The sequence below is a fragment of the Desulfosporosinus sp. OT genome (genome assembly GCF_000224515.1).
Lineage (GTDB): Bacteria > Bacillota > Desulfitobacteriia > Desulfitobacteriales > Desulfitobacteriaceae > Desulfosporosinus.
Genome location: NZ_AGAF01000018.1, coordinates 1 through 17,989 on the forward strand (window position 1 = coordinate 1; position 17,989 = coordinate 17,989).

A 17,989-nucleotide genomic window follows, 5' to 3' on the forward strand; every position below is an offset into this window, starting at 1 on the left:
AAAGCGGAAGCTGTTCAATCGGGGTGACGGAATGATCCGTCATGATCGCAACTTTCACCCCAGCTTTAGCTAAGATGCCTGGAGTTTTGAAGGATTTATCCTTAAGCTCAACTTTTGAACGGTTGGTCAACAAGGGCCCCACCACTGCTGGGTACCCCAACTCAGCGAGTTCTTCCGCAATTTTATGTCCTTCCGTACAATGTTCGATAACCAAATCGACCTCAAATTCTCGCGCAATACGAATCGCTGTCATAATGTCATCTGCACGATGAGCATGGGCGCGCAGAGGAATTTCGTGATTAATCACCTTCACAAGGGTTTCTAAACCCAGATCTCGCTCCGGAATTTTGTCAGGGTCTGTTCTCCCCTCTTCTATTTTATCCCGATACACCTGCGCATCCACTAAGGCCTGACGAAGAAGTGCTGCTGTTCCCATCCTGGTCATCGGCATTTTCTTTTGTTCGCCGTAAACCATCTTAGGATTTTCTCCAAAAGCCACTTTCAAACCTGCAGGATCACGGACAATCATCTTATCCACAATTTTTCCGGCCGTCTTCATGACAACTCCCGTTCCTCCAATCACATTCCCACTTCCAGGTCCTGTGAATACAGCCGTCACACCACCTAAGCGGGCATCTCGGAAACCCTCATCTTCAGGGTTAATTCCATCAATTGCTCGCATGTCCGGGGTCACAGGATCCGTCATTTCATTAAGGTCTTCCCCTTCCCAACGATAGATCTCTTCGCCAATACCTATATGGCAATGCGCATCAATGAACCCCGGCAACACAAGACATCCCGATGCATCGATCACAACTGCATCTGAGGGAACTTCCACTTCCGAATCTTTTCCCAGCGCCACTATTTTTGATCCCTCAATTAGGATATTCCCCATAAATTCGCGTCCGATCATCGTTTTAATCTGACCGTTTTTAATAAAGAGCTTCTTTGTTGCTTTATTCACCTTTACGCCTCCAGTTTAATAATAAAATTCCACACATTACCAAAACCCCACCACTCCACTGATCTCCGGTGGGAAACTCATTAAGGAAAACAGCTGCCATAATAAACGTCATTGGCAACTCAAATGTGCTGAGAATGGCTGCTTGATCAGCTCCGAGCCGATTAATCCCCACCAAAATCATATAAAACGGAAGGATCGACGCGACTGTCGCTAGCAAGAAACCGATTTCCCAAGTTTGAGCGTTCTCCCAAGGGATACTCATGATGTCTCCTTTGATAACAATCAGCAGAGCTATAGCACAAACCCATTGAGAAAAACACATCGCGACCAAGGGAGATACCCTTGCTAAAGCGATTTCGCCCAAAATATTAAAGGTCGCGTAGGCCGTGGCGGCAGCCAATCCCAGAATTATCCCCTCTATAGCAACTCCACTTACTCCAGAGAAGATTCCGCTCGCCAGCGTGGTTCCTGCTAGGGTTAAGAAGAAGGCAATCATCTCTTGCCGTCCAACCCTTTTGTGCCAAATTACTACTCCGACTACTAAAACCAACGCTGGATAGAGATAAAGGAGCAAAATAGCCACAGAGACAGGAACAAACATGAGGGAATACGCGTATAAAAGTCCGGTTCCTAAGTTCCCGACCACACCTTGTACAACTAAAATCCTCACTGTTCGAAACGTTACTCTAAATATCTCACGTTTAAAGAACACAGCGTAGATCAGAAGGAGTAGCGACGCTATCCATGATTGCAGGGTAATAACCTGAATTGGACCGAGCCCCAGATGGTAAGCCCACTTCAGCAGTATTGACATTAAAGCATAACCAGTTCCTGCTCCCAGAACAGCTCCAACTCCCTGCAAACGTCTTTGTTGAACGTTCTGCACGAAAGATGACCCTCTTTTCTCTTGTTGGGCTAGATTATTTTTCTCGTAATCTCTCGTAAACACTGATAAGTCATTTAACCATTATATCAGACTATTACTATTATCACAGCTCAGGATTTAAAAAGAATGATCCTTACCTCCAACAACCCGAGTACATGGACAAGCCTCTTACCCGTCAGAATACGAATATTATTAGTATAATCAACTCTATCATCGTTAAGATAAAAGCTGTCGGAACGAAAAAACATTAGTAATGCAGCTGGTCCTTTTGGCAGTCATGATCTTCGAGGGATTTGAAGTAAGCAGTGGCAATATCATGGACGAAGGCAACAGAGTAAGGTGCTTTGCCTGACAAAAGGGAGATTAAACGTTTCAATTCATCATCGCCCTTATCAGGTGGGGTTAGCAGCAGAGCAGGTTCAATTTCCAGGGCTTTTGATATTGTAGAAATCAGCTCTAATGAAGGAGATTTTTGAGCTCGTTCCAGATAACCGATATAAGTACTACTTACATCGACTTTTTCCGCAAGGCATTCCTGGGTGATGCCTTTAGACAGACGGTAAAACCGTATGTTTTTTCCTACCACTTTTCGGATACTTTCCATATAATCACCTCATTACCATTGTAAAGGTCTAAGTACAACTCTTTCACAAATTAAAAGTTTGTATAATATGTTGAAAATATATACTGTAAGTCATAGAATGATATGAAGAGGAGGAGAATGCTCGTGGTCGAGTACATATTGGTAGTAGATGATAGGCCATCCATTCGCAGGTTATTTGCGGAAGTACTAGCTAACGCCGGCTATGAGTCAAAACAAGTGGGCAGTGGTGACGAATGTTTAGGATATGCTTTGTCTGAATACAAACCATCACTTATTTTATTAGATAATAACATGCCAGATATCCGCGGTTTAGATGTATTGCAATTGCTAAAAAATGATGGGTTCGCTAAGGACATTCCGGTAATTATGATTAGTGGAGAGGAGATAGAAGAGCAAGCCAAGGAACAAGGGGCTCAAGGTGTGTTGATTAAACCATTTGATATCTACGAACTTATTTCTAAGGTTCGAAAAATTTTTGAATAACCTTTACTTTTTGGAGGTGGCCCATGCGCTCACGGAATAGCAGCATAAAAGATTTGTACCGGATTCAAACGTCGCCATCACTTAGCGAATTTTTACAGACTTTAGCGATGACACTTGCTGCAAGGAACATAGAAACTTGGGAACACTCTGTTCTGGTGAAGAAATATGCCGTGATGTTGGGTCTTCGGCTAGGACTCTCTCAAGAGGAAATACGACAACTCCGTATGGGCGCTTTACTCCACGACATTGGTAAAATTGGAATCAGAGATGATATTTTGCTTAAACCCAGTGCCTTAACGGAAAACGAATACGACTGTCTTAAAGATCATCCCGAGATTGGTGCCCGAATCTTAGCGCCAGCCAGAGCCTTATCTTCTATCATTCCCATTGCCCTTCATCATCATGAACACTATAATGGAAAAGGCTATCCACATGGACTTAGCAGAGAAAAAATCCCGCTCACAGCAAGAATCGTTTCCTTAGCTGATGCTTTCGAGGCTATGACATCAGGCAGACTTTATCGAAAAGCTATGACCTTTCAGAAAGCTTTAGAGGAAATACAGTTACAATTGGGAAGACAGTTCGACCCATACTTAGGACAAGCCTTTGTTGAAATGATAATGGAAGAGATCTCTCTTAAACTCAGAGCTAATGAAATAAGACAAATAGAACCCTAACTTGTTATAAAAAAAATAACCACGACTTAAAAAAGTCGTGGCTATTCTTTTTATAGAGCGAAATGACTACAATTTGCCGAATTCTTGATAATTTCGATAGGAATTTTATGCAAAAAGAGTTGAAAATCATGCGTCCAACAGATTAGATCATGCAGGTGTAACGCAAATCGAAAGATCTCGCATGGATAGGCTCACACGTTCTCTAACCTTATCAAGTCCGATAACACGTACCTTTACTATGTCACCGACAGCTACTACTTCCATAGGGTGTTTAATAAACTTATCGGTTAGTTGGGAAATGTGCACAAGCCCATCGTGTTTAACACCGATATCCACAAACGCCCCGAAATCCACAACATTACGCACTGTTCCCTCTAAGACCATTCCTTCGCTGAGATCCTCCATATGAGTGACATCCCTCCGAAGTAACGGCCGCGGCAAATCCTCCCGAGGATCTCTCCCAGGTCTTTGCAGAGCATCTAGAATATCTCGGACGGTAGGAATCCCGGCTTGAAACTCTTCTGCAAGCTCTGTTGGTTCTAAGTGAGCGAGTTTTTTGCGCACTTCGGTCAAGTGATCACGTAAATCCCCAGGAGTATGTCCGATCTTTTTCAAGATGTCTTCGGCAAGTGGATATGACTCAGGGTGAACTGGCGTATTCTCTAGAGGGTTTATTCCATCGGGTAGACGAATAAAGCCCGCACACTGGATAAACGTCTGTTCTCCCAGCCGCGGAATTTTCTTGAGTTGGTCACGATGACTGAATTTCCCATGTTCTTCTCGCCAGGCCACGATATTCTTGGCAACCGCTAGCTTTAATCCAGCCACGTATTGGAGCAACGAGGCAGAGGCTGTGTTTAAATCAACACCTACGACATTAACACAAGATTCTACGACGCCATGTAGGGATTCCTCCAAGCGTTTAGGCTGGACATCATGCTGATATTGACCAACACCAACGGCTTTCGGTTCGATCTTCACCAGTTCTGCAAGAGGGTCTTGGAGCCGCCTGGCGATGGACACCGCACTCCGCAAGGAGAGATCAAATTCCGGGAATTCTTCACCGGCTATTTTTGAAGCGGAATAAACCGATGCTCCAGCTTCGCTCACTAGGATAAATTCAGTAGCAATCCCGTCTTCACGAATCATTTCTGCCACAACCTCTTCCGTTTCTCTAGAGGCTGTACCATTTCCAATGGCAATGATATTGGCATCAAACTCAGCAATAACCTTTCGTAAACTGTTCTTTGCCTCTTCTCGTTTGTTCTGTGGCGGATGCGGATAAATTACACCAACTTGAAGAAGTTTTCCTGTCTCATCGACAACTGCCCATTTGCATCCTGTCCGAAATCCAGGGTCAAGACCTAGAACCATCTTCCCACGAACTGGCGGTTGAAGCAAAAGTTGTCGCAGATTGCCTGCAAACACTTTTATGGCTTGTTCCTCCGCTCGATCGGAAAGTTCCGTGCGCACCTCTCGTTCAATTGAAGGCTCAATTAATCGTTTATACGCATCCAGGGCCGCTTTTTGAACTAAAGGAGCACATGGTCCCGCTTTAACATAGCGAAGTTCTATAATTCTATGTAAAGTATCTATAGGAGCTTCAATTTTTACGGATAGGAACTCTTCCTTTTCGCCACGATTTAAGGCCAAAATACGATGTGGTGGAATTCTTCGGACTGGCTCACGATAGTCATAATACATCTCAAAGGGGGAACGCTCTTTAGCTTTCTTAGCCGAAGCGGTAGCTACTACATCGGCAATGTGCAAAGTCTTCTCCCTGATCTGTTTACGTAATACCGCATCATCAGCAATAGTTTCTGCGATAATATCCATGGCTCCAGTTAAAGCTTCCTCCATTGAATTCACACCTAGTTCTGGATTCAAATATTTTTCTGCCTCTGCCTGAGAATCTCCTCTGGCATATTGCGTTAACAACCACTCAGCTAAAGGTTCAAGGCCTTTTTCTTTAGCCATAGTTGCTCGTGTCCGTCGTTTTTGCTTATAAGGTCGGTAAAGGTCTTCGACGTCCTGAAGCACCATTGCCGTCGTAATTTGAGCAGACAGTTCTTCTGTAAGCTTACCTTGTTCTTCAATTAAACGCACGACTTCCGTTTTTCGTTGTTCCAAACGTCGCAAATAATCCAAACGCTCCACAATATCGCGCAACGAATTTTCATCAAGCTCTCCAGTTGCTTCCTTGCGGTAGCGAGCAATAAAAGGGATGGTATTTCCTCCATCCAATAAGTTTACCGCTTCTTTCACTTGAGTTATCTTCAGGTTAAGCTCCTTAGCAATGAGTTGAGTAAATTCCAAGGTGTATATTCCTCCCTAAAACTATTGCAAATTCTTTAAAAACGCCGTTTCTTATTATACTATTTTATGGAATGTTAAGAAAACCAGTTCACCGCTTTCATTCTTACTTATTATTTTCCTGACGACTCTCATCCACAGCCACTCTCCATTGATCCCGAGCCATATTGACCATTTTCTGTTCGTCTTTTGCATTTTTGTGTTGAATAATCTTCGAGAAATAAGCAACCGCCTTTTTATAGTGCCCTAAACGACGACTTAGCTCGCCAATCATAAACAGAACTTTGATTTCAGACATTGATGTGCTCGTAAAATCGGAAACAACAAATGATTCTTCATAGGCGTTGAGTGCTAAACTCAGGAAGCGCTTTTCCTGTTCTGAATTGTTTTCATTCCGATAGAGCCAGGCCAGACGCAGACATAGTCCTGCTAAGACGGCATGCTTTTCTTTCTTAAGGGACCCTGCTAATATTGCCAGTTTGTAAGATTCCAGAGCTTGCTGAATGTCCCGGACCAAACCAAAGTCTCTTTTTATCCAATGCTTAGTGATTTGAACACGAATCAGTTCCTTGGAACCTAAGGGGAATTGATCTGAAAACTCTTCAGAAAAAGCAAAACCACACTCTGGACAGACACTGACAAAATAGAAATGGGGATTATAATTTCCAGTTCTGTAATGAGGACAAAAATCACTATCTATTTGGTATGGGATCGCAAATCGCGAACGCACCCTTAACGTATTAAACTGCTTACCGCAAAAAACGCATGTCATTTTCTTCTCATAAAAAGGTTCTAATGATTGCATAATACCCCCCATGGTTCAATCCATACACATTTCCATTACTGATTAATGAATTGAGCACTTAAATCATTTAATTGTCTTATTATATCAGACTCATTTCTCTATCACAGCTTGAAAAGGTAAATTTCTGTTCTGTACACATTTCAAATTCGCTCTATTTTAGAAATGAAACTATAAATCATGTATATAGATAAGAAGATTGTATTAATTGGGGCAGAAATAAGAATACCACTCCATCTAGCACAGTGTTTAAATTAGGATCTCTCTTACTTTGCAAAAATTAAAAACCAGGCAATGTCAGACCAAAACTTACCACGATTTATCTACGATCTTATCGGAGAAATTAGTACTAACGGTTTGTTTCATTCCAAAGACCAAAACTAATCATAAGATACGGAATTCGAAATCTTTCAAGACACACATTATACGAGGAGGAAATTAATATGACACAATCCAATTCACATGTAACTAAACATGCAATGACAAGTCAATTGAAATTATCACGTGGTATAGCTAGTATCCCTAGTGTTGGGGGAAAAATGTTTCGTCGGACATCCGAGAGCGCTGGCAGTATTCATTAATTCTTCGCTTCGATACGGAAAGGACCAGCAAAAACTGGTCCTTTTTCCGTATCTGTTCTGATTTTCTGTTAGTGTTTCCGTGGATTATTATATTTAAAGCTATTTATTAATTACCTCCGGCTGACCATATTTTACGCCTAAGGTATCAACCGTCACGCTTTGCATAACCTGGTTCTGTAGAGGTTTATCACTTTTGTCGCGTGAACTATTAACAATTTTATCCACAGCGTCCATACCGCTGATCACCTTACCAAAGGCAGCATAGTCACCGTCTAAGCTTGGCACAGTGTCAGCCATTATGAAAAATTGAGAACCTGCAGAATCAGGATCATTTTCTATTCTACCCATAGAAATTACTCCACGTTCATGCTTTAAGTTATTGACAAAACCATTGTTCGTAAATTCTCCTTTAATACTATATCCCGGTCCCCCGGTGCCATTCCCGTTGGGATCCCCACCTTGTATCATAAACCCCGGAATCACTCGATGAAAGATTAAGCCGTTGTAGAATCCCTTTTGCACCAAAGACACGAAGCTTTTCACAGTATTCGGAGCGACATCCGGGTAAAGTTCGACCTTAATCTGGTCCCCATTTGCCATCGTAATTGTGACAATAGGATTATTTTTTACGCTTGATTCAGGTGATGTATTACCTTGTGTTTGGGTATTGTCCTTATTTGGTAATGGTGGCGTTGCCTCATTTTTAGTCTGGGTCCCACAACCAATGGTCGTCAGGATTATTATTAACATTGAAATAAACATCATCGCTCTAAACTTTCTCATACAATTAACTCCTTCATTATAATTCTCCAACGTTGTATGCGCTATTGAGATTACCAAACATTTTACATTAGGCCTGGAACAGATTCAAGTCTAGAGCATTAAGACTTCTTCTCATTCCTTATCCCATCACTCTGCAACGTTGAAGAATATCCATTTATATAGGAAGATAATGATAAAAAAAGAGCAAGCGCCAACATTTAGGTTGGAACTTGCTCTCTCTTTGCTAGGTAGAAGAAGCGTTTCTCCTCCCTAATTTAGACAAAGTGGAAAACCCCTTGCAGCAGAATGAGTGTAAAAACGGTCCCTGTCTTTAGCAAGGTAATAGCAAAGATATCTTTATAGGCTTGCTTATGCGTTAAACCGGCAATTCCCAACAGCGTGATGACCGCCCCGTTATGGGGTAAGGTGTCCATTCCTCCAGAAGCCATAGATGCTACACGATGCAGTAATTGAGGGTCAACCCCTACTCTCGAAGCCCAATCCAAGTACTGTTTCCCAAACGTATCTAGGGCAATGCTCATCCCCCCTGAAGCGGAACCTGTAACCCCGGACAAAACATTTACTGTAACCGCTTCAGACAACAAGGGACTTCCCCCTCCATTAATACCCGTTAAGGCATGAGCGATTGTTTGAAAGCCCGGGAGAGATTTGATAACGTTACCAAAACCGACTTCAGACGCTGTGTTCATAACAGCTAGGAGAGAACCGATGGCCCCGGCATTAATTGCTTTAGCGACATTTCCTTTAATCCGCCTAGGGTTAATAACAAAGGCCAGGCCAATACCCACCGCAAGAGCAATCATCAGTGCCCAGTTATTCATTGATCCGACAACGCCAGTTTTGGCAATGTTATAAGGAGCTTGGGTCACCCAAGCAAGAATATCCCATTTCGGAAAAACTAACTTTTGTAAAATGAGTGAAACAACAAGTACTGAAACCAACGGTAACGCTGCCAAGATCGGGTTCGGCAGGTTGCCATCTTCAACTACTTCAGGTTCGTTTTTATGATCTGTTCCATACCCTTCTCCTGCTGCTTGGGCCGTACGTTTACGCCACTCTAAAAAAGCAATGCCGCCAACTAAAACCATAATAGCACCCAAGGCTCCAAAGATCGGAGCAGCATAAAGATCTGTGTTGAAAAACTTCATCGGGATAGAGTTCTGAATCTGTGGGGTTCCCGGCAGTGCATCCATGGTAAACGTGAAAGCCCCTAAGGCGATCGTTGCTGGCACCAGACGTTTGGGAATGTCTGCTTCTTTAAAGATCGAAGCAGCAAACGGGTACACGGCAAACGCTACGACGAAAAGACTGACCCCTCCGTAGGTGAGAATCGCTGCCGACAAGACCACGGATAACATAGCTTGTTTTTTCCCAAGCTTTTGAACAATTGCTTTAGCAATGGCCTTCGCCGCTCCAGATTCTTCCATTACTTTTCCAAAGACAGCTCCCAAGAGGAAGAACGGGAAGTATACCTTGGCATAGTTTGCTAGATTAGGCAGGAATATTTCCGTATATGTCGGCATAATTGCCATTCCAGAAAATATGGCCGCTAGGATTGCAAACACAGGGGCGAAGAAAATGACCGAGAAACCCCGATAAGCCATGAACATTAAGAGCGCTAAGCTTAATATAATTCCTAAAACTGCCACTCAAAACACCTCCATTAATTTATCTCTTAATCTCTTTAATCTTTTTTATGTCTCTTAATTCTTACTTTGAGTGATTATCTCTCAACCACCATGGCTGTACCCTGTCCTCCGCCAATACAAAGTGTAGCGAGACCTCTTTTTACTTCTCTTCGCTTCATTTCGTACAACAAAGTTACCAAGATCCGTGTCCCACTGGCACCAATAGGATGTCCTAAAGCAATCGCACCACCATTAACATTCGTTTTTTCTGAGTTTAATTGAAGCTCACGGGCAACTGCTATTGTCTGAGAAGCAAAAGCCTCATTCGCTTCCACCAGATCGATATCCGTAATAGTAAGCCCTGCTTTGGACAGCGCCTTACGACTGGCTGGAATCGGTCCAGTACCCATGATTTTAGGATCGACACCTGCCGAGGCGAAAGAGACAATTGTAGCCAAAGGATTCAATCCTAATTGAAGAGCCTTTTCCTTAGACATAACGACTACTGCGGCAGCACCGTCATTAATACCCGAAGCATTACCTGCGGTCACTGTCCCATCCTGTTTAAAGGCTGGACGAAGTTTGGTCATAGATTCAAGTGTCGCACCAAATCTAGGATATTCATCTGTTTTAAAGACTATAGCTTCCCCCTTGCGCTGGGGAATCAGGACAGGCACAATTTCATCTTCAAATCTGCCGCCCTTGACCGCTTCCTCTGCCCGATTCTGGCTTAGCACCGCATAATGATCCTGTTCCTCACGGGAAATTCCAAACTGATCAGCAATAGTTTCTGCTGTAATCCCCATGTGAAGGCCATCAAAAGCATCTATTAATCCGTCTTGAAGAATGGTATCTGTAATTGTGTCATTCCCCAGGCGATATCCCGTGCGGGCCTTTTGGAGAACGTAGGGCGAAAGAGACATACTTTCCATACCACCGGCAACTATGATTTCAGCATCACCGGCAAGGATTGCTTGAGCTGCACTCTCCACAGATTTAAGCCCGGACCCACAAACCTTGTTTATAGTCCATGCGGGTACCTCCTGAGGAATCCCCGCTTTTATAGTGGCCTGCCGCGCAGGGTTTTGCCCCAAACCTGCTTGCAGCACATTTCCCATTATCACTTCATCGACTTGTTCAGGTTTTACCCCAGCCCGTTTAAGAACCTCTGCAATGACAAGTGCCCCTAATTCGACCGCAGGAATTTTTCCTATTGCTCCTCCAAAGGAGCCAATGGGGGTACGAACTGCACTTACAATAACAACTTCTCGCATGTCTCCTAGCCTCCTGTAGTTTAACTTAAATGAAACTTCCTCCATTGATATCAAGCACCGCACCGGTAATATAGGAAGAGGAATCTGCCACTAAGAAAAGGGCCGCATCCGCTACTTCTTCTGGTTCAGCAAAGCGCCCAGCCGGGATTGTGGCGATCAAGGCCTTTAACTGCTCTTCGGGGTACTTATTCATCATGTCCGTATTGATATATCCCGGGGCCAAAGCATTACAAGTGATTCCTTTGGTTGCATTTTCAACAGCTGTTACTTTGGTTAAGCCAATCAACCCAGATTTAGAGGTTGCGTAATATCCTGTTCCAAAGATTCCTTTGCGGGCGGTTAGCGATGAGAGATTGACAATTCGCCCGTATCTCTGCTCACGCATCGCTGGAAGTACTGCCTTTGTGCAAATGAAAGGACCGGTCAGATTGACTGCCATGACAGCCTCCCAATTGGCAAGATTTCCTTTATGAACTAAACCATCTCGATTGATCCCCGCGTTGTTCACGAGAATATCGACTTTTTTGAACCGTTCGAGAACGTTGGCCACCATACTGTTCACTTCATCTTCTTTGCTGACATCTGCCAGGAAGAGCTCTGCCTCCACTCCTAGTTTTCGGAGTTCCTCGACAGTTTCCATTGCTTTAGCCTCATTGCAGGAAATATCATTGACCGCAATTTTCGCTCCTTCGCGCGCAAAGGTAAGCGCAATTGCTTTGCCTATTCCCTGACCGCTTCCTGTAATTAAGGCTACTCTATCTTTGATTTTCATTTTGCTGCACACCTTTCATTAAGATCTTCCGTTTTTTTCATAAGTTCTGGATTAAATAGTTTGGCATCCATGATTTTTAAGGACTCAGAAATAATTGGCTTGAAATCCATCCGAGCTAAAATATCGTTTTCCAGATCAACACCTGGTGCAATTTCTTCCAGCACAAGGCCTTGTTCTCCTAAGGCAAAGACGGCCCTTTCTGTAACGTACCAGACCTTCTGCCCTTTCTTACGGGCATAGCTCCCACTGAACGTGATATGCTCAACGTTTTTAACGAGTTTAGAAATCTTTCCTTCTTGGAGGATTTCCAACTTACCATCTTGGACCTGGACCCCTAAGCCATTGGCCGTAAAGGTCCCACAGAAGATAACCTTTTTAGCCGTTTGGGAGATATTGATAAACCCACCTGCCCCGGCAATACGCGTTCCAAAGCGACTGACATTGACGTTTCCTTCTTCATCTAATTGGGCCATTCCCAGAACTGCAATATCCAGTCCCCCTCCATCATAAAAATCAAACTGATAGGGTTGATCAACAATGCATTCCGGATTAAAACTGGCCCCGAAGCTTAATCCCCCGGCAGGTACGCCCCCGATTGGACCGGATTCCACGGTCAAGACGAATTGGTCTAGGACTCCTTCCTCCGCAGCGACTGAGGCTACCCCTTCTGGAACTCCGATTCCTAAATTAACAATCGCCTCGGGATTGACTTCTAAAAAGGCCCTTCTGGCAATAATCTTGCGTTCATCAAGCCCAATTGCTTTGAGTTCTGTCAAAGGAAGTCGTATTTCCCCGCTGTAAGAGGGGTTATATTGCTCCGCAAACGATTGCATATGAAACTCCGCACGGCTCGCAATCACAACTGCATCCACTAAAATACCCGGTATCTTGACATCCCTAGCCTTGATACTTCCGGCCTGAACGACGCGCTCTACTTGGACAATTACAATACCTCCACTGTTTTTAACAGCTTGGGCGATCGAAAGTCCTTCAAGTGTGAGTGCTTCTTTTTCAAACGAGATATTCCCCAACTCATCCGCCGACGTTCCTCGGATCAGAGCTACGTCAATTGGAAACGAATGATAGAGCAGATACTCCTTACCCTTAACGCTGGTCAGCTCCACTAAATCCTCTTCAGTCACTTGGTTCAACTTGCCTCCGCCATGACGTGGATCGACAAAGGTCTCTAAACCGATATGGGTTAACGTCCCCGGCTTGCCTGCTGCAATATCTCTGAAAAGATGAGTTACGACCCCTTGAGGAAAATTGTAGGCTTCGATTTTATTTTCAACCGCCATTTTCCCCAACTTAGGAGCCAGGTTCCAATGACCACCCACGACACGTTTAATTAAGCCGTCGTGAGCCAAATGATTCATGCCCCGATCCTTAGAGTCTCCCTGCCCAGCCGCGTATACCAACGACAGATTCCTCGGTTGACCCGTTGCCATAAATCGCTTTTCTAAAGCCATCGTTAATTCTTCTGGGTGTCCAATGCTCACAAATCCATCAATGGCGACCATACTTCCATCCTTGATCAAGGCGATCGCTTCATCTGCCGTTAAGACCGCTTTCTTCATCTGTTTCCCTCCTATCGAGCTTCTTTAGAGTAATTGACTCATTCTCTCCTCTCATCCAGTTCATTTCATCATCTAGCATATTTTGTAGAAAAAAATCAGAATTTGGGCACGCAACTTATACTTAAGCAAAATCCATGCCAAGCAAAAGAAAAAACCCTGAAGGCCTTACCTTCTAGGGTTTTTTAAAAAAGCGGCATTATTAATCAGACTAACAAATGTAGCGTTTCCGCTACACCTGTTAGTCTGATTAATGCGAAAAGTCCTTATTATTCCCTCACTTCTTGATCAGTGTAGCTTTTTTGCTACGTGTTGCGTAATCACTACACCGCTTCTTAGGCAAACCCCTCGCTATCCCCTCCGACTAAACCGTATTTCTCCATCTTCCGATAGAGATTGGTCCGATGAATTCCCAAGATTTCGGCCGCTTGAGTCTTATTTCCACGGGTAGTCTTTAGCGCCTTTAATATTGCCCTACGCTCCGCTTCTGCCAGTTCCAGCGCCAGAGGCTGAAGGGATGTATTTGCTCGCTTGCCTTCTAAATCTTGAAGATATAGAGGCAAATCTGAGAGATGAATCACGTCCCCCTCCGCAACATTCGTGGCTCTTTCGAGCGCATTCTGAAGTTCACGCACATTTCCAGGCCAGGCATAAAGTTGAAATAATTCGACAACCCAACGATCCAGCTTTCTTAAGGATGATCCCAGTTCACGTTGGAATTTTGTCAAAAGCTTTTCACTCAAAAGTAAAACATCCCCCTCCCGATCTCTTAGAGGGGGTATCGTAACCGTAAAAACGTTTAACCGATAATAGAGGTCACGACGAAATTCCCCTGCTTCTATCATCTTTTCTAAGTCTCGGTGGGTAGCAGCTATGACCCTTATGTCCAGTTGCTGCAACCGATTGCTGCCAACTCGTTCTACCTCTTTTTCCTGTAAAATCCGTAAAACTTTAGCTTGCATAACGAGCGGCAGATCACCAATCTCATCTAAAAAGATCGTCCCTCGATTTGCTAACTCGAATTTCCCGGGTTTGCCGCCTTTTTTAGCTCCAGTAAAGGCGCCCTCTTCATAGCCAAAAAGTTCTGCCTCTAAAAGTTCCGCTGGAATTGCCCCACAGTTCACTCTCACAAACGGTTGATCATGACGTGTACTGGCAGCATGAATTGCATGGGCAAAGAGTTCCTTACCTGTCCCACTCTCCCCCCGCAAAAGAACAGTCGATTTCCCTAGCGACGCCTTCTCCGCCAACACTTTCGTCCGAATAATAGATTGGCTTTTACCGATGATATTACTAAATGTGTAGCGATATTTCTGATAGTGCTTTAATTCCTTCTCATAGAATTTGAGCTTATTTTCCAATAAATCTAACTTTTCTGCCAAGGTTCGTAGATCCTGAACATCACGAAACATAACCTTACCTACAGCACCTATAAGTTTGCCCTCTTCTCTCAAAGGAAGGCGCATTACCATTGCTTCTTTGCCATTAATGTCCATGACTTCGCCAATTTCTGCTTGTCCAGTCTGAGCAACAATATGCATGCGGCTTGTAGGTAAAATCTCTGTACAATGTCGACCAATCGCCTTCTCTTGCTCAATATTTAGGAAGCGGCAGTAGCTCTTGGTTATTCGAGTAACAACTCCTGCACAGTCTACAACCATAACACCATCGTAGGCCTGTTCAAAAATACTTTCCAACCCAGTCAGACTATTTTGCATAGTATCTAAACGAGCCACTGCACTTTGCAATTCGCTGCCATCTTGAAAGACCGCAACCGCTCCTACTGTTTCTCCCGCGTGATTTATGGGAGAGCGATTGGTAATAAACATTCGTTCTCCCATAAAAAAATGCTCTGCGTTAGCTTCTCCATCATGGAATACGCTTCGCAGTTTGAAATTAGGAATAACTTCTTTTATTTTCTTACCAAGAATATCCTTTGCTGAAAGACCAACGGATTCTGCAGCAACAGGGTTACAGTAACAGACATTCTCTTGATCATTAATAACGATGATGCCCGCTTTAGCCGCTTGGAAAACTTGATCCAGTTCTATTATTTGCTTTGACTCCATACCTTTTCCTCCTATTTACAGGTCACAACGAAAGCATACAACATATTCTTCCTAATTCATGTGTAAACAATTAATTTGCTAAACCAATTCTCAACCACTTGCACTATGCTTTAGCTAGCTTCCCTTAAACCCAACAACAAGTGTAACCTGGAGACCGTTATTATTCATGTAGAAGGCCTCTAATTAAGATAGGGGTCTTTCTACTATATTATATTTAAAAAGAAATTCAAACCTAGCACGTCAGTTTGATTACTGTCTCCATGATCATTGGGACTATGCGAAATTACGATAGCCATAGTTTCGATAACTTGATATGATAAGCATAGGTAGAAAAATATTCCACCAGAAGAATAGTATAGACTTAACGCAAAAAATAAAGGGGTGTAATTATCTTATGTATCGGCTAAGGGTCATCTCCATCTGTCTTTTAAGCGCCATCGTACTTATTGCCGCCATCATTCTTCCCGGCTGCGCAGCCAAAAAAGCTACTACTGAAGCCCCAACTGAAACTCTCAAAACAATTAATGTTTCGTATGTCTCTCGACCTATTAACGTCCCTTCCGTTGTCGCTCAAGAGAAAAAGATGTTTGAAAACGAGTTTGCTAAAGATAACATCGAATTCAAATGGCATGATATTACAACTCCTAGCAACCAGCTTGAGGCTCTGGCTGCCAAATCACTTGATTTTTCCAACAGCCTTAACTATGTATCCGCTATATTAGCTAAAGCTAACGGAAATGACATCAAAATTGTTTCCGCTTATTCCCGCTTTCCCAAAGGAATAAGTCTGGTCGTTAAGCCTGATGAGTCTATAAAAACAGTTGCCGACCTCAAAGGCAAGAAAATTGCTTTGCAAAAAGGAACCATGTTGCATGAGATGCTCATTCGAGCTTTGTCAGAAGTAAATCTGACAACCCAAGACCTTGAACTAGTCGATATGGATTCGACGGCTGCGGCTGCCGCTATCACGGCAGGGCAGGTCGATGCTACCATTCTCCCTGAGCCCCTGCTTTCCAAAGCTATTGCAGCAGGCAAGGTTCAGAAATTACGTTCAGCCGAAGGCTTAATCCCCGGCTTAAGCGTCATTGCCGTTCGAAGTGAATTTGCCAAGAATCAACCCGAAATAGTGAAACGCTACTTACAAGTCCACAAGGCTTCAATCGCTTGGAGCCAAGCTAACCTTGATGAAGCATTATCAATGACTGCCCAACAAAATCAAATGCCTATTCAAGGAGTGAAGGCTCTTTATCCCGAGTTCACCTTCGACATGAGTCTTGATGAAGTAAACAATGAGTTACTAAAATCTGCGACTTTTTTACAAAAAGAGGGTATGATCCGCCCCAACGTAGACATTAACAAACTTGTTGACGCGCTAGTCGACCCCAGTTATCTGCCCGTTAAGTAATTCTAGGAGGATATTTAATCATGAAAGCTCCCGCCTATCCTAAGCGAGAAGAATTATCAACTTTGCCGGGAGGGACTGCTCAATTCGCTTTAAAACTGTCTTTCAAAAAGTTATTACAGGGACTCGTTTTGCCCTTATTGGTTATTGTCCTTTGGGAAATCTTTAGTAGCCTGGGCTGGTTAAATCTCTATCTCATCCCTCCGCCCTCACAAATTGGAGATCGGCTTTGGGTTATTACACAGAATGGCGAACTCCTCAAGCATCTTGGAGCCAGCCTGTACCGGGTTGCTTGTGGTTTTAGCCTAGCTCTCTGTATGGCCCTTCCTTTGGGTTTTTTGTTGGGTTTGACACCCGGCGTCCGCGACTTTTTGTCGCCCATACTCAGCTTTTTTCAACAAATACCGGGTATCGCCTGGATTCCTATGTTTATTCTCTGGTTGGGAATTGATGAAGCCTCCAAGATTGCCATTATTGTTTATTCAGCTTTTTTTCCGATACTTTTGAACACATTGCATGGTATTGCCAGCACTGATCCGAAGTTAAAAGAAGTAGCCTACACCTATGGTCTTTCTCGCTGGGGCCTGATAACTCGTGTTTACCTTCCATCATCTGCGCCTTCCGTCTATGTCGGCATGAGACTTGGACTTAGCTTCTCTTGGCGTTCCTTGGTGGCAGCTGAACTACTGGGCGCTTCCAAGGGTATCGGTTATTTAATTCAGGAAGGTCGCGAAATGGCCCAGCCTGATTTAATGCTCGCGGGAGTCTTGCTTATTGGCCTCACCGGACTTTGTTTGGATTTCGTCTTCCGCCATCTAGAAAAGAGATTTCTTCCTTGGCAAGAAAACGTTGAAACTCATGAGGTCCCAACATGGCAAATTTCTTAGTCCTTGACGGAATTACCAAACAGTTCAAGTTAGACAAAGGACAGGTTCAAGCCTTAGAGGACATTCACTTTGAAGTTGCCAAAGGCGAGTTAATTTGCCTAATTGGTAGCAGTGGGTGCGGGAAGACAACCCTTCTCAGGGTCATTGCTGGTTTAGAAAAGCAGACATCTGGTCGAGTCCTGCTTGAGGATAAAGAAATAGAGACGACCGGTCGAGAAAGAGGGATGGTTTTTCAAGAGCCTCGCCTTTTTCCTTGGTTAACACTTGAAGAAAATGTTGCGTTTGGAATT

17 protein-coding genes are annotated in these 17,989 nt (G+C 43.7%); 6 read left to right on the top strand and 11 right to left on the bottom strand.

Features of this window, described 5'->3' with window-relative positions; translation table 11 throughout:
* From DOT_RS01435 to DOT_RS01445, 3 genes are all read right to left on the bottom strand, one after another.
* Positions 1 to 913: amidohydrolase (locus DOT_RS01435; RefSeq protein ID WP_050809800.1), on the bottom strand; the 913-nt coding region annotated here is incomplete at its 3' end.
* Between the two features lie 43 nt (positions 914 to 956).
* Positions 957 to 1,850 (bottom strand): DMT family transporter, encoded by an 894-nt coding sequence (locus DOT_RS01440; RefSeq protein ID WP_009613145.1) that lies wholly within the window; start codon positions 1,848 to 1,850, stop codon positions 957 to 959.
* A gap of 247 nt (positions 1,851 to 2,097) precedes the next feature.
* Positions 2,098 to 2,454 (bottom strand): helix-turn-helix transcriptional regulator, encoded by a 357-nt coding sequence (locus DOT_RS01445; protein ID WP_009613148.1) that lies wholly within the window; start codon positions 2,452 to 2,454, stop codon positions 2,098 to 2,100.
* Positions 2,455 to 2,577: 123 nt separating this feature from the next.
* Between DOT_RS01445 and DOT_RS01450 the strand changes: the two genes are divergently transcribed.
* Together DOT_RS01450 and DOT_RS01455 are read left to right on the top strand one after the other, a co-directional pair.
* Positions 2,578 to 2,937 carry a response regulator gene (locus DOT_RS01450; RefSeq protein WP_009613150.1) on the top strand — a complete coding sequence of 120 codons (360 nt, stop codon included), beginning with the start codon at positions 2,578 to 2,580 and terminating at the stop codon, positions 2,935 to 2,937.
* A gap of 23 nt (positions 2,938 to 2,960) precedes the next feature.
* Positions 2,961 to 3,614, top strand: coding sequence for an HD domain-containing phosphohydrolase (locus DOT_RS01455; protein WP_009613151.1), 654 nt, complete (start codon positions 2,961 to 2,963; stop codon positions 3,612 to 3,614).
* A 147-nt stretch (positions 3,615 to 3,761) separates the two neighbouring features.
* Here DOT_RS01455 and DOT_RS01460 read toward each other — a convergent pair whose 3' ends face one another.
* Together DOT_RS01460 and DOT_RS01465 are read right to left on the bottom strand one after the other, a co-directional pair.
* Positions 3,762 to 5,930, bottom strand: a complete 2,169-nt coding sequence (locus tag DOT_RS01460; protein WP_009613153.1) for a Tex family protein — start codon at positions 5,928 to 5,930, stop codon at positions 3,762 to 3,764.
* A 103-nt stretch (positions 5,931 to 6,033) separates the two neighbouring features.
* A complete protein-coding gene (locus DOT_RS01465) occupies positions 6,034 to 6,732 on the bottom strand; it encodes a DUF2225 domain-containing protein (protein WP_009613155.1) in 699 nt (232 codons plus the stop codon).
* Positions 6,733 to 7,172: 440 nt separating this feature from the next.
* Here DOT_RS01465 and DOT_RS30130 point away from each other — a divergent pair, with 440 nt between their 5' ends.
* Positions 7,173 to 7,310, top strand: a complete 138-nt coding sequence (locus DOT_RS30130; protein ID WP_157998387.1) for a hypothetical protein — start codon at positions 7,173 to 7,175, stop codon at positions 7,308 to 7,310.
* A 99-nt stretch (positions 7,311 to 7,409) separates the two neighbouring features.
* Here DOT_RS30130 and DOT_RS01470 read toward each other — a convergent pair whose 3' ends face one another.
* The 6 genes from DOT_RS01470 to DOT_RS01495 all read right to left on the bottom strand — a co-directional run bounded on the left by DOT_RS01470 (position 7,410) and on the right by DOT_RS01495 (position 15,410).
* A complete protein-coding gene (locus DOT_RS01470; protein ID WP_009613157.1) occupies positions 7,410 to 7,910 on the bottom strand; it encodes a peptidylprolyl isomerase in 501 nt (166 codons plus the stop codon).
* A 437-nt stretch (positions 7,911 to 8,347) separates the two neighbouring features.
* Positions 8,348 to 9,742, bottom strand: a complete 1,395-nt coding sequence (locus DOT_RS01475) for a GntP family permease (RefSeq protein WP_009613159.1) — start codon at positions 9,740 to 9,742, stop codon at positions 8,348 to 8,350.
* Positions 9,743 to 9,816: 74 nt separating this feature from the next.
* The gene (locus DOT_RS01480) at positions 9,817 to 10,995 is read right to left on the bottom strand and encodes an acetyl-CoA C-acetyltransferase (RefSeq protein WP_009613161.1); all 1,179 of its coding nucleotides are present in this window, start codon (positions 10,993 to 10,995) and stop codon (positions 9,817 to 9,819) included.
* 25 nt (positions 10,996 to 11,020) lie between these two features.
* A complete protein-coding gene (gene fabG / locus DOT_RS01485; protein ID WP_009613162.1) occupies positions 11,021 to 11,767 on the bottom strand; it encodes a 3-oxoacyl-ACP reductase FabG in 747 nt (248 codons plus the stop codon).
* Positions 11,764 to 13,344 (bottom strand): acyl CoA:acetate/3-ketoacid CoA transferase, encoded by a 1,581-nt coding sequence (locus DOT_RS01490; RefSeq protein WP_009613163.1) that lies wholly within the window; start codon positions 13,342 to 13,344, stop codon positions 11,764 to 11,766. Before DOT_RS01490 ends, fabG begins: the two co-directional genes overlap by 4 nt.
* 332 nt (positions 13,345 to 13,676) lie before the next feature.
* Positions 13,677 to 15,410, bottom strand: coding sequence for a sigma-54-dependent Fis family transcriptional regulator (locus DOT_RS01495; RefSeq protein WP_009613164.1), 1,734 nt, complete (start codon positions 15,408 to 15,410; stop codon positions 13,677 to 13,679).
* A 394-nt stretch (positions 15,411 to 15,804) separates the two neighbouring features.
* Between DOT_RS01495 and DOT_RS01500 the strand changes: the two genes are divergently transcribed.
* The 3 genes from DOT_RS01500 to DOT_RS01510 form a co-directional block, all read left to right on the top strand.
* On the top strand, positions 15,805 to 16,815 hold the full coding sequence (locus DOT_RS01500) for an aliphatic sulfonate ABC transporter substrate-binding protein (RefSeq protein ID WP_009613165.1): 1,011 nt from the start codon (positions 15,805 to 15,807) through the stop codon (positions 16,813 to 16,815).
* 20 nt (positions 16,816 to 16,835) lie between these two features.
* Positions 16,836 to 17,699, top strand: a complete 864-nt coding sequence (locus DOT_RS01505) for an ABC transporter permease (protein WP_009613166.1) — start codon at positions 16,836 to 16,838, stop codon at positions 17,697 to 17,699.
* Positions 17,684 to 17,989 (top strand): ATP-binding cassette domain-containing protein (locus DOT_RS01510; RefSeq protein WP_009613167.1); only part of this gene is annotated, 306 nt, incomplete at its 3' end. The genes DOT_RS01505 and DOT_RS01510, both read left to right, overlap by 16 nt.

What these genes read in the sequence shown, in the direction of transcription:
- DOT_RS01445 (WP_009613148.1), bottom strand. Translation starts at nt 2,454, where the DNA reads ATGGAAAGTATCCGAAAAGTGGTAGGAAAAAACATACGGTTTTACCGT.
- DOT_RS01455 (WP_009613151.1), top strand. Translation starts at nt 2,961, where the DNA reads ATGCGCTCACGGAATAGCAGCATAAAAGATTTGTACCGGATTCAAACG.
- DOT_RS01465 (WP_009613155.1), bottom strand. Translation starts at nt 6,732, where the DNA reads ATGCAATCATTAGAACCTTTTTATGAGAAGAAAATGACATGCGTTTTT.
- DOT_RS30130 (WP_157998387.1), top strand. Translation starts at nt 7,173, where the DNA reads ATGACACAATCCAATTCACATGTAACTAAACATGCAATGACAAGTCAA.
- DOT_RS01470 (WP_009613157.1), bottom strand. Translation starts at nt 7,910, where the DNA reads ATGGCAAATGGGGACCAGATTAAGGTCGAACTTTACCCGGATGTCGCT.
- DOT_RS01480 (WP_009613161.1), bottom strand. Translation starts at nt 10,995, where the DNA reads ATGCGAGAAGTTGTTATTGTAAGTGCAGTTCGTACCCCCATTGGCTCC.
- fabG (WP_009613162.1), bottom strand. Translation starts at nt 11,767, where the DNA reads ATGAAAATCAAAGATAGAGTAGCCTTAATTACAGGAAGCGGTCAGGGA.
- DOT_RS01490 (WP_009613163.1), bottom strand. Translation starts at nt 13,344, where the DNA reads ATGAAGAAAGCGGTCTTAACGGCAGATGAAGCGATCGCCTTGATCAAG.
- DOT_RS01495 (WP_009613164.1), bottom strand. Translation starts at nt 15,410, where the DNA reads ATGGAGTCAAAGCAAATAATAGAACTGGATCAAGTTTTCCAAGCGGCT.
- DOT_RS01500 (WP_009613165.1), top strand. Translation starts at nt 15,805, where the DNA reads ATGTATCGGCTAAGGGTCATCTCCATCTGTCTTTTAAGCGCCATCGTA.
- DOT_RS01505 (WP_009613166.1), top strand. Translation starts at nt 16,836, where the DNA reads ATGAAAGCTCCCGCCTATCCTAAGCGAGAAGAATTATCAACTTTGCCG.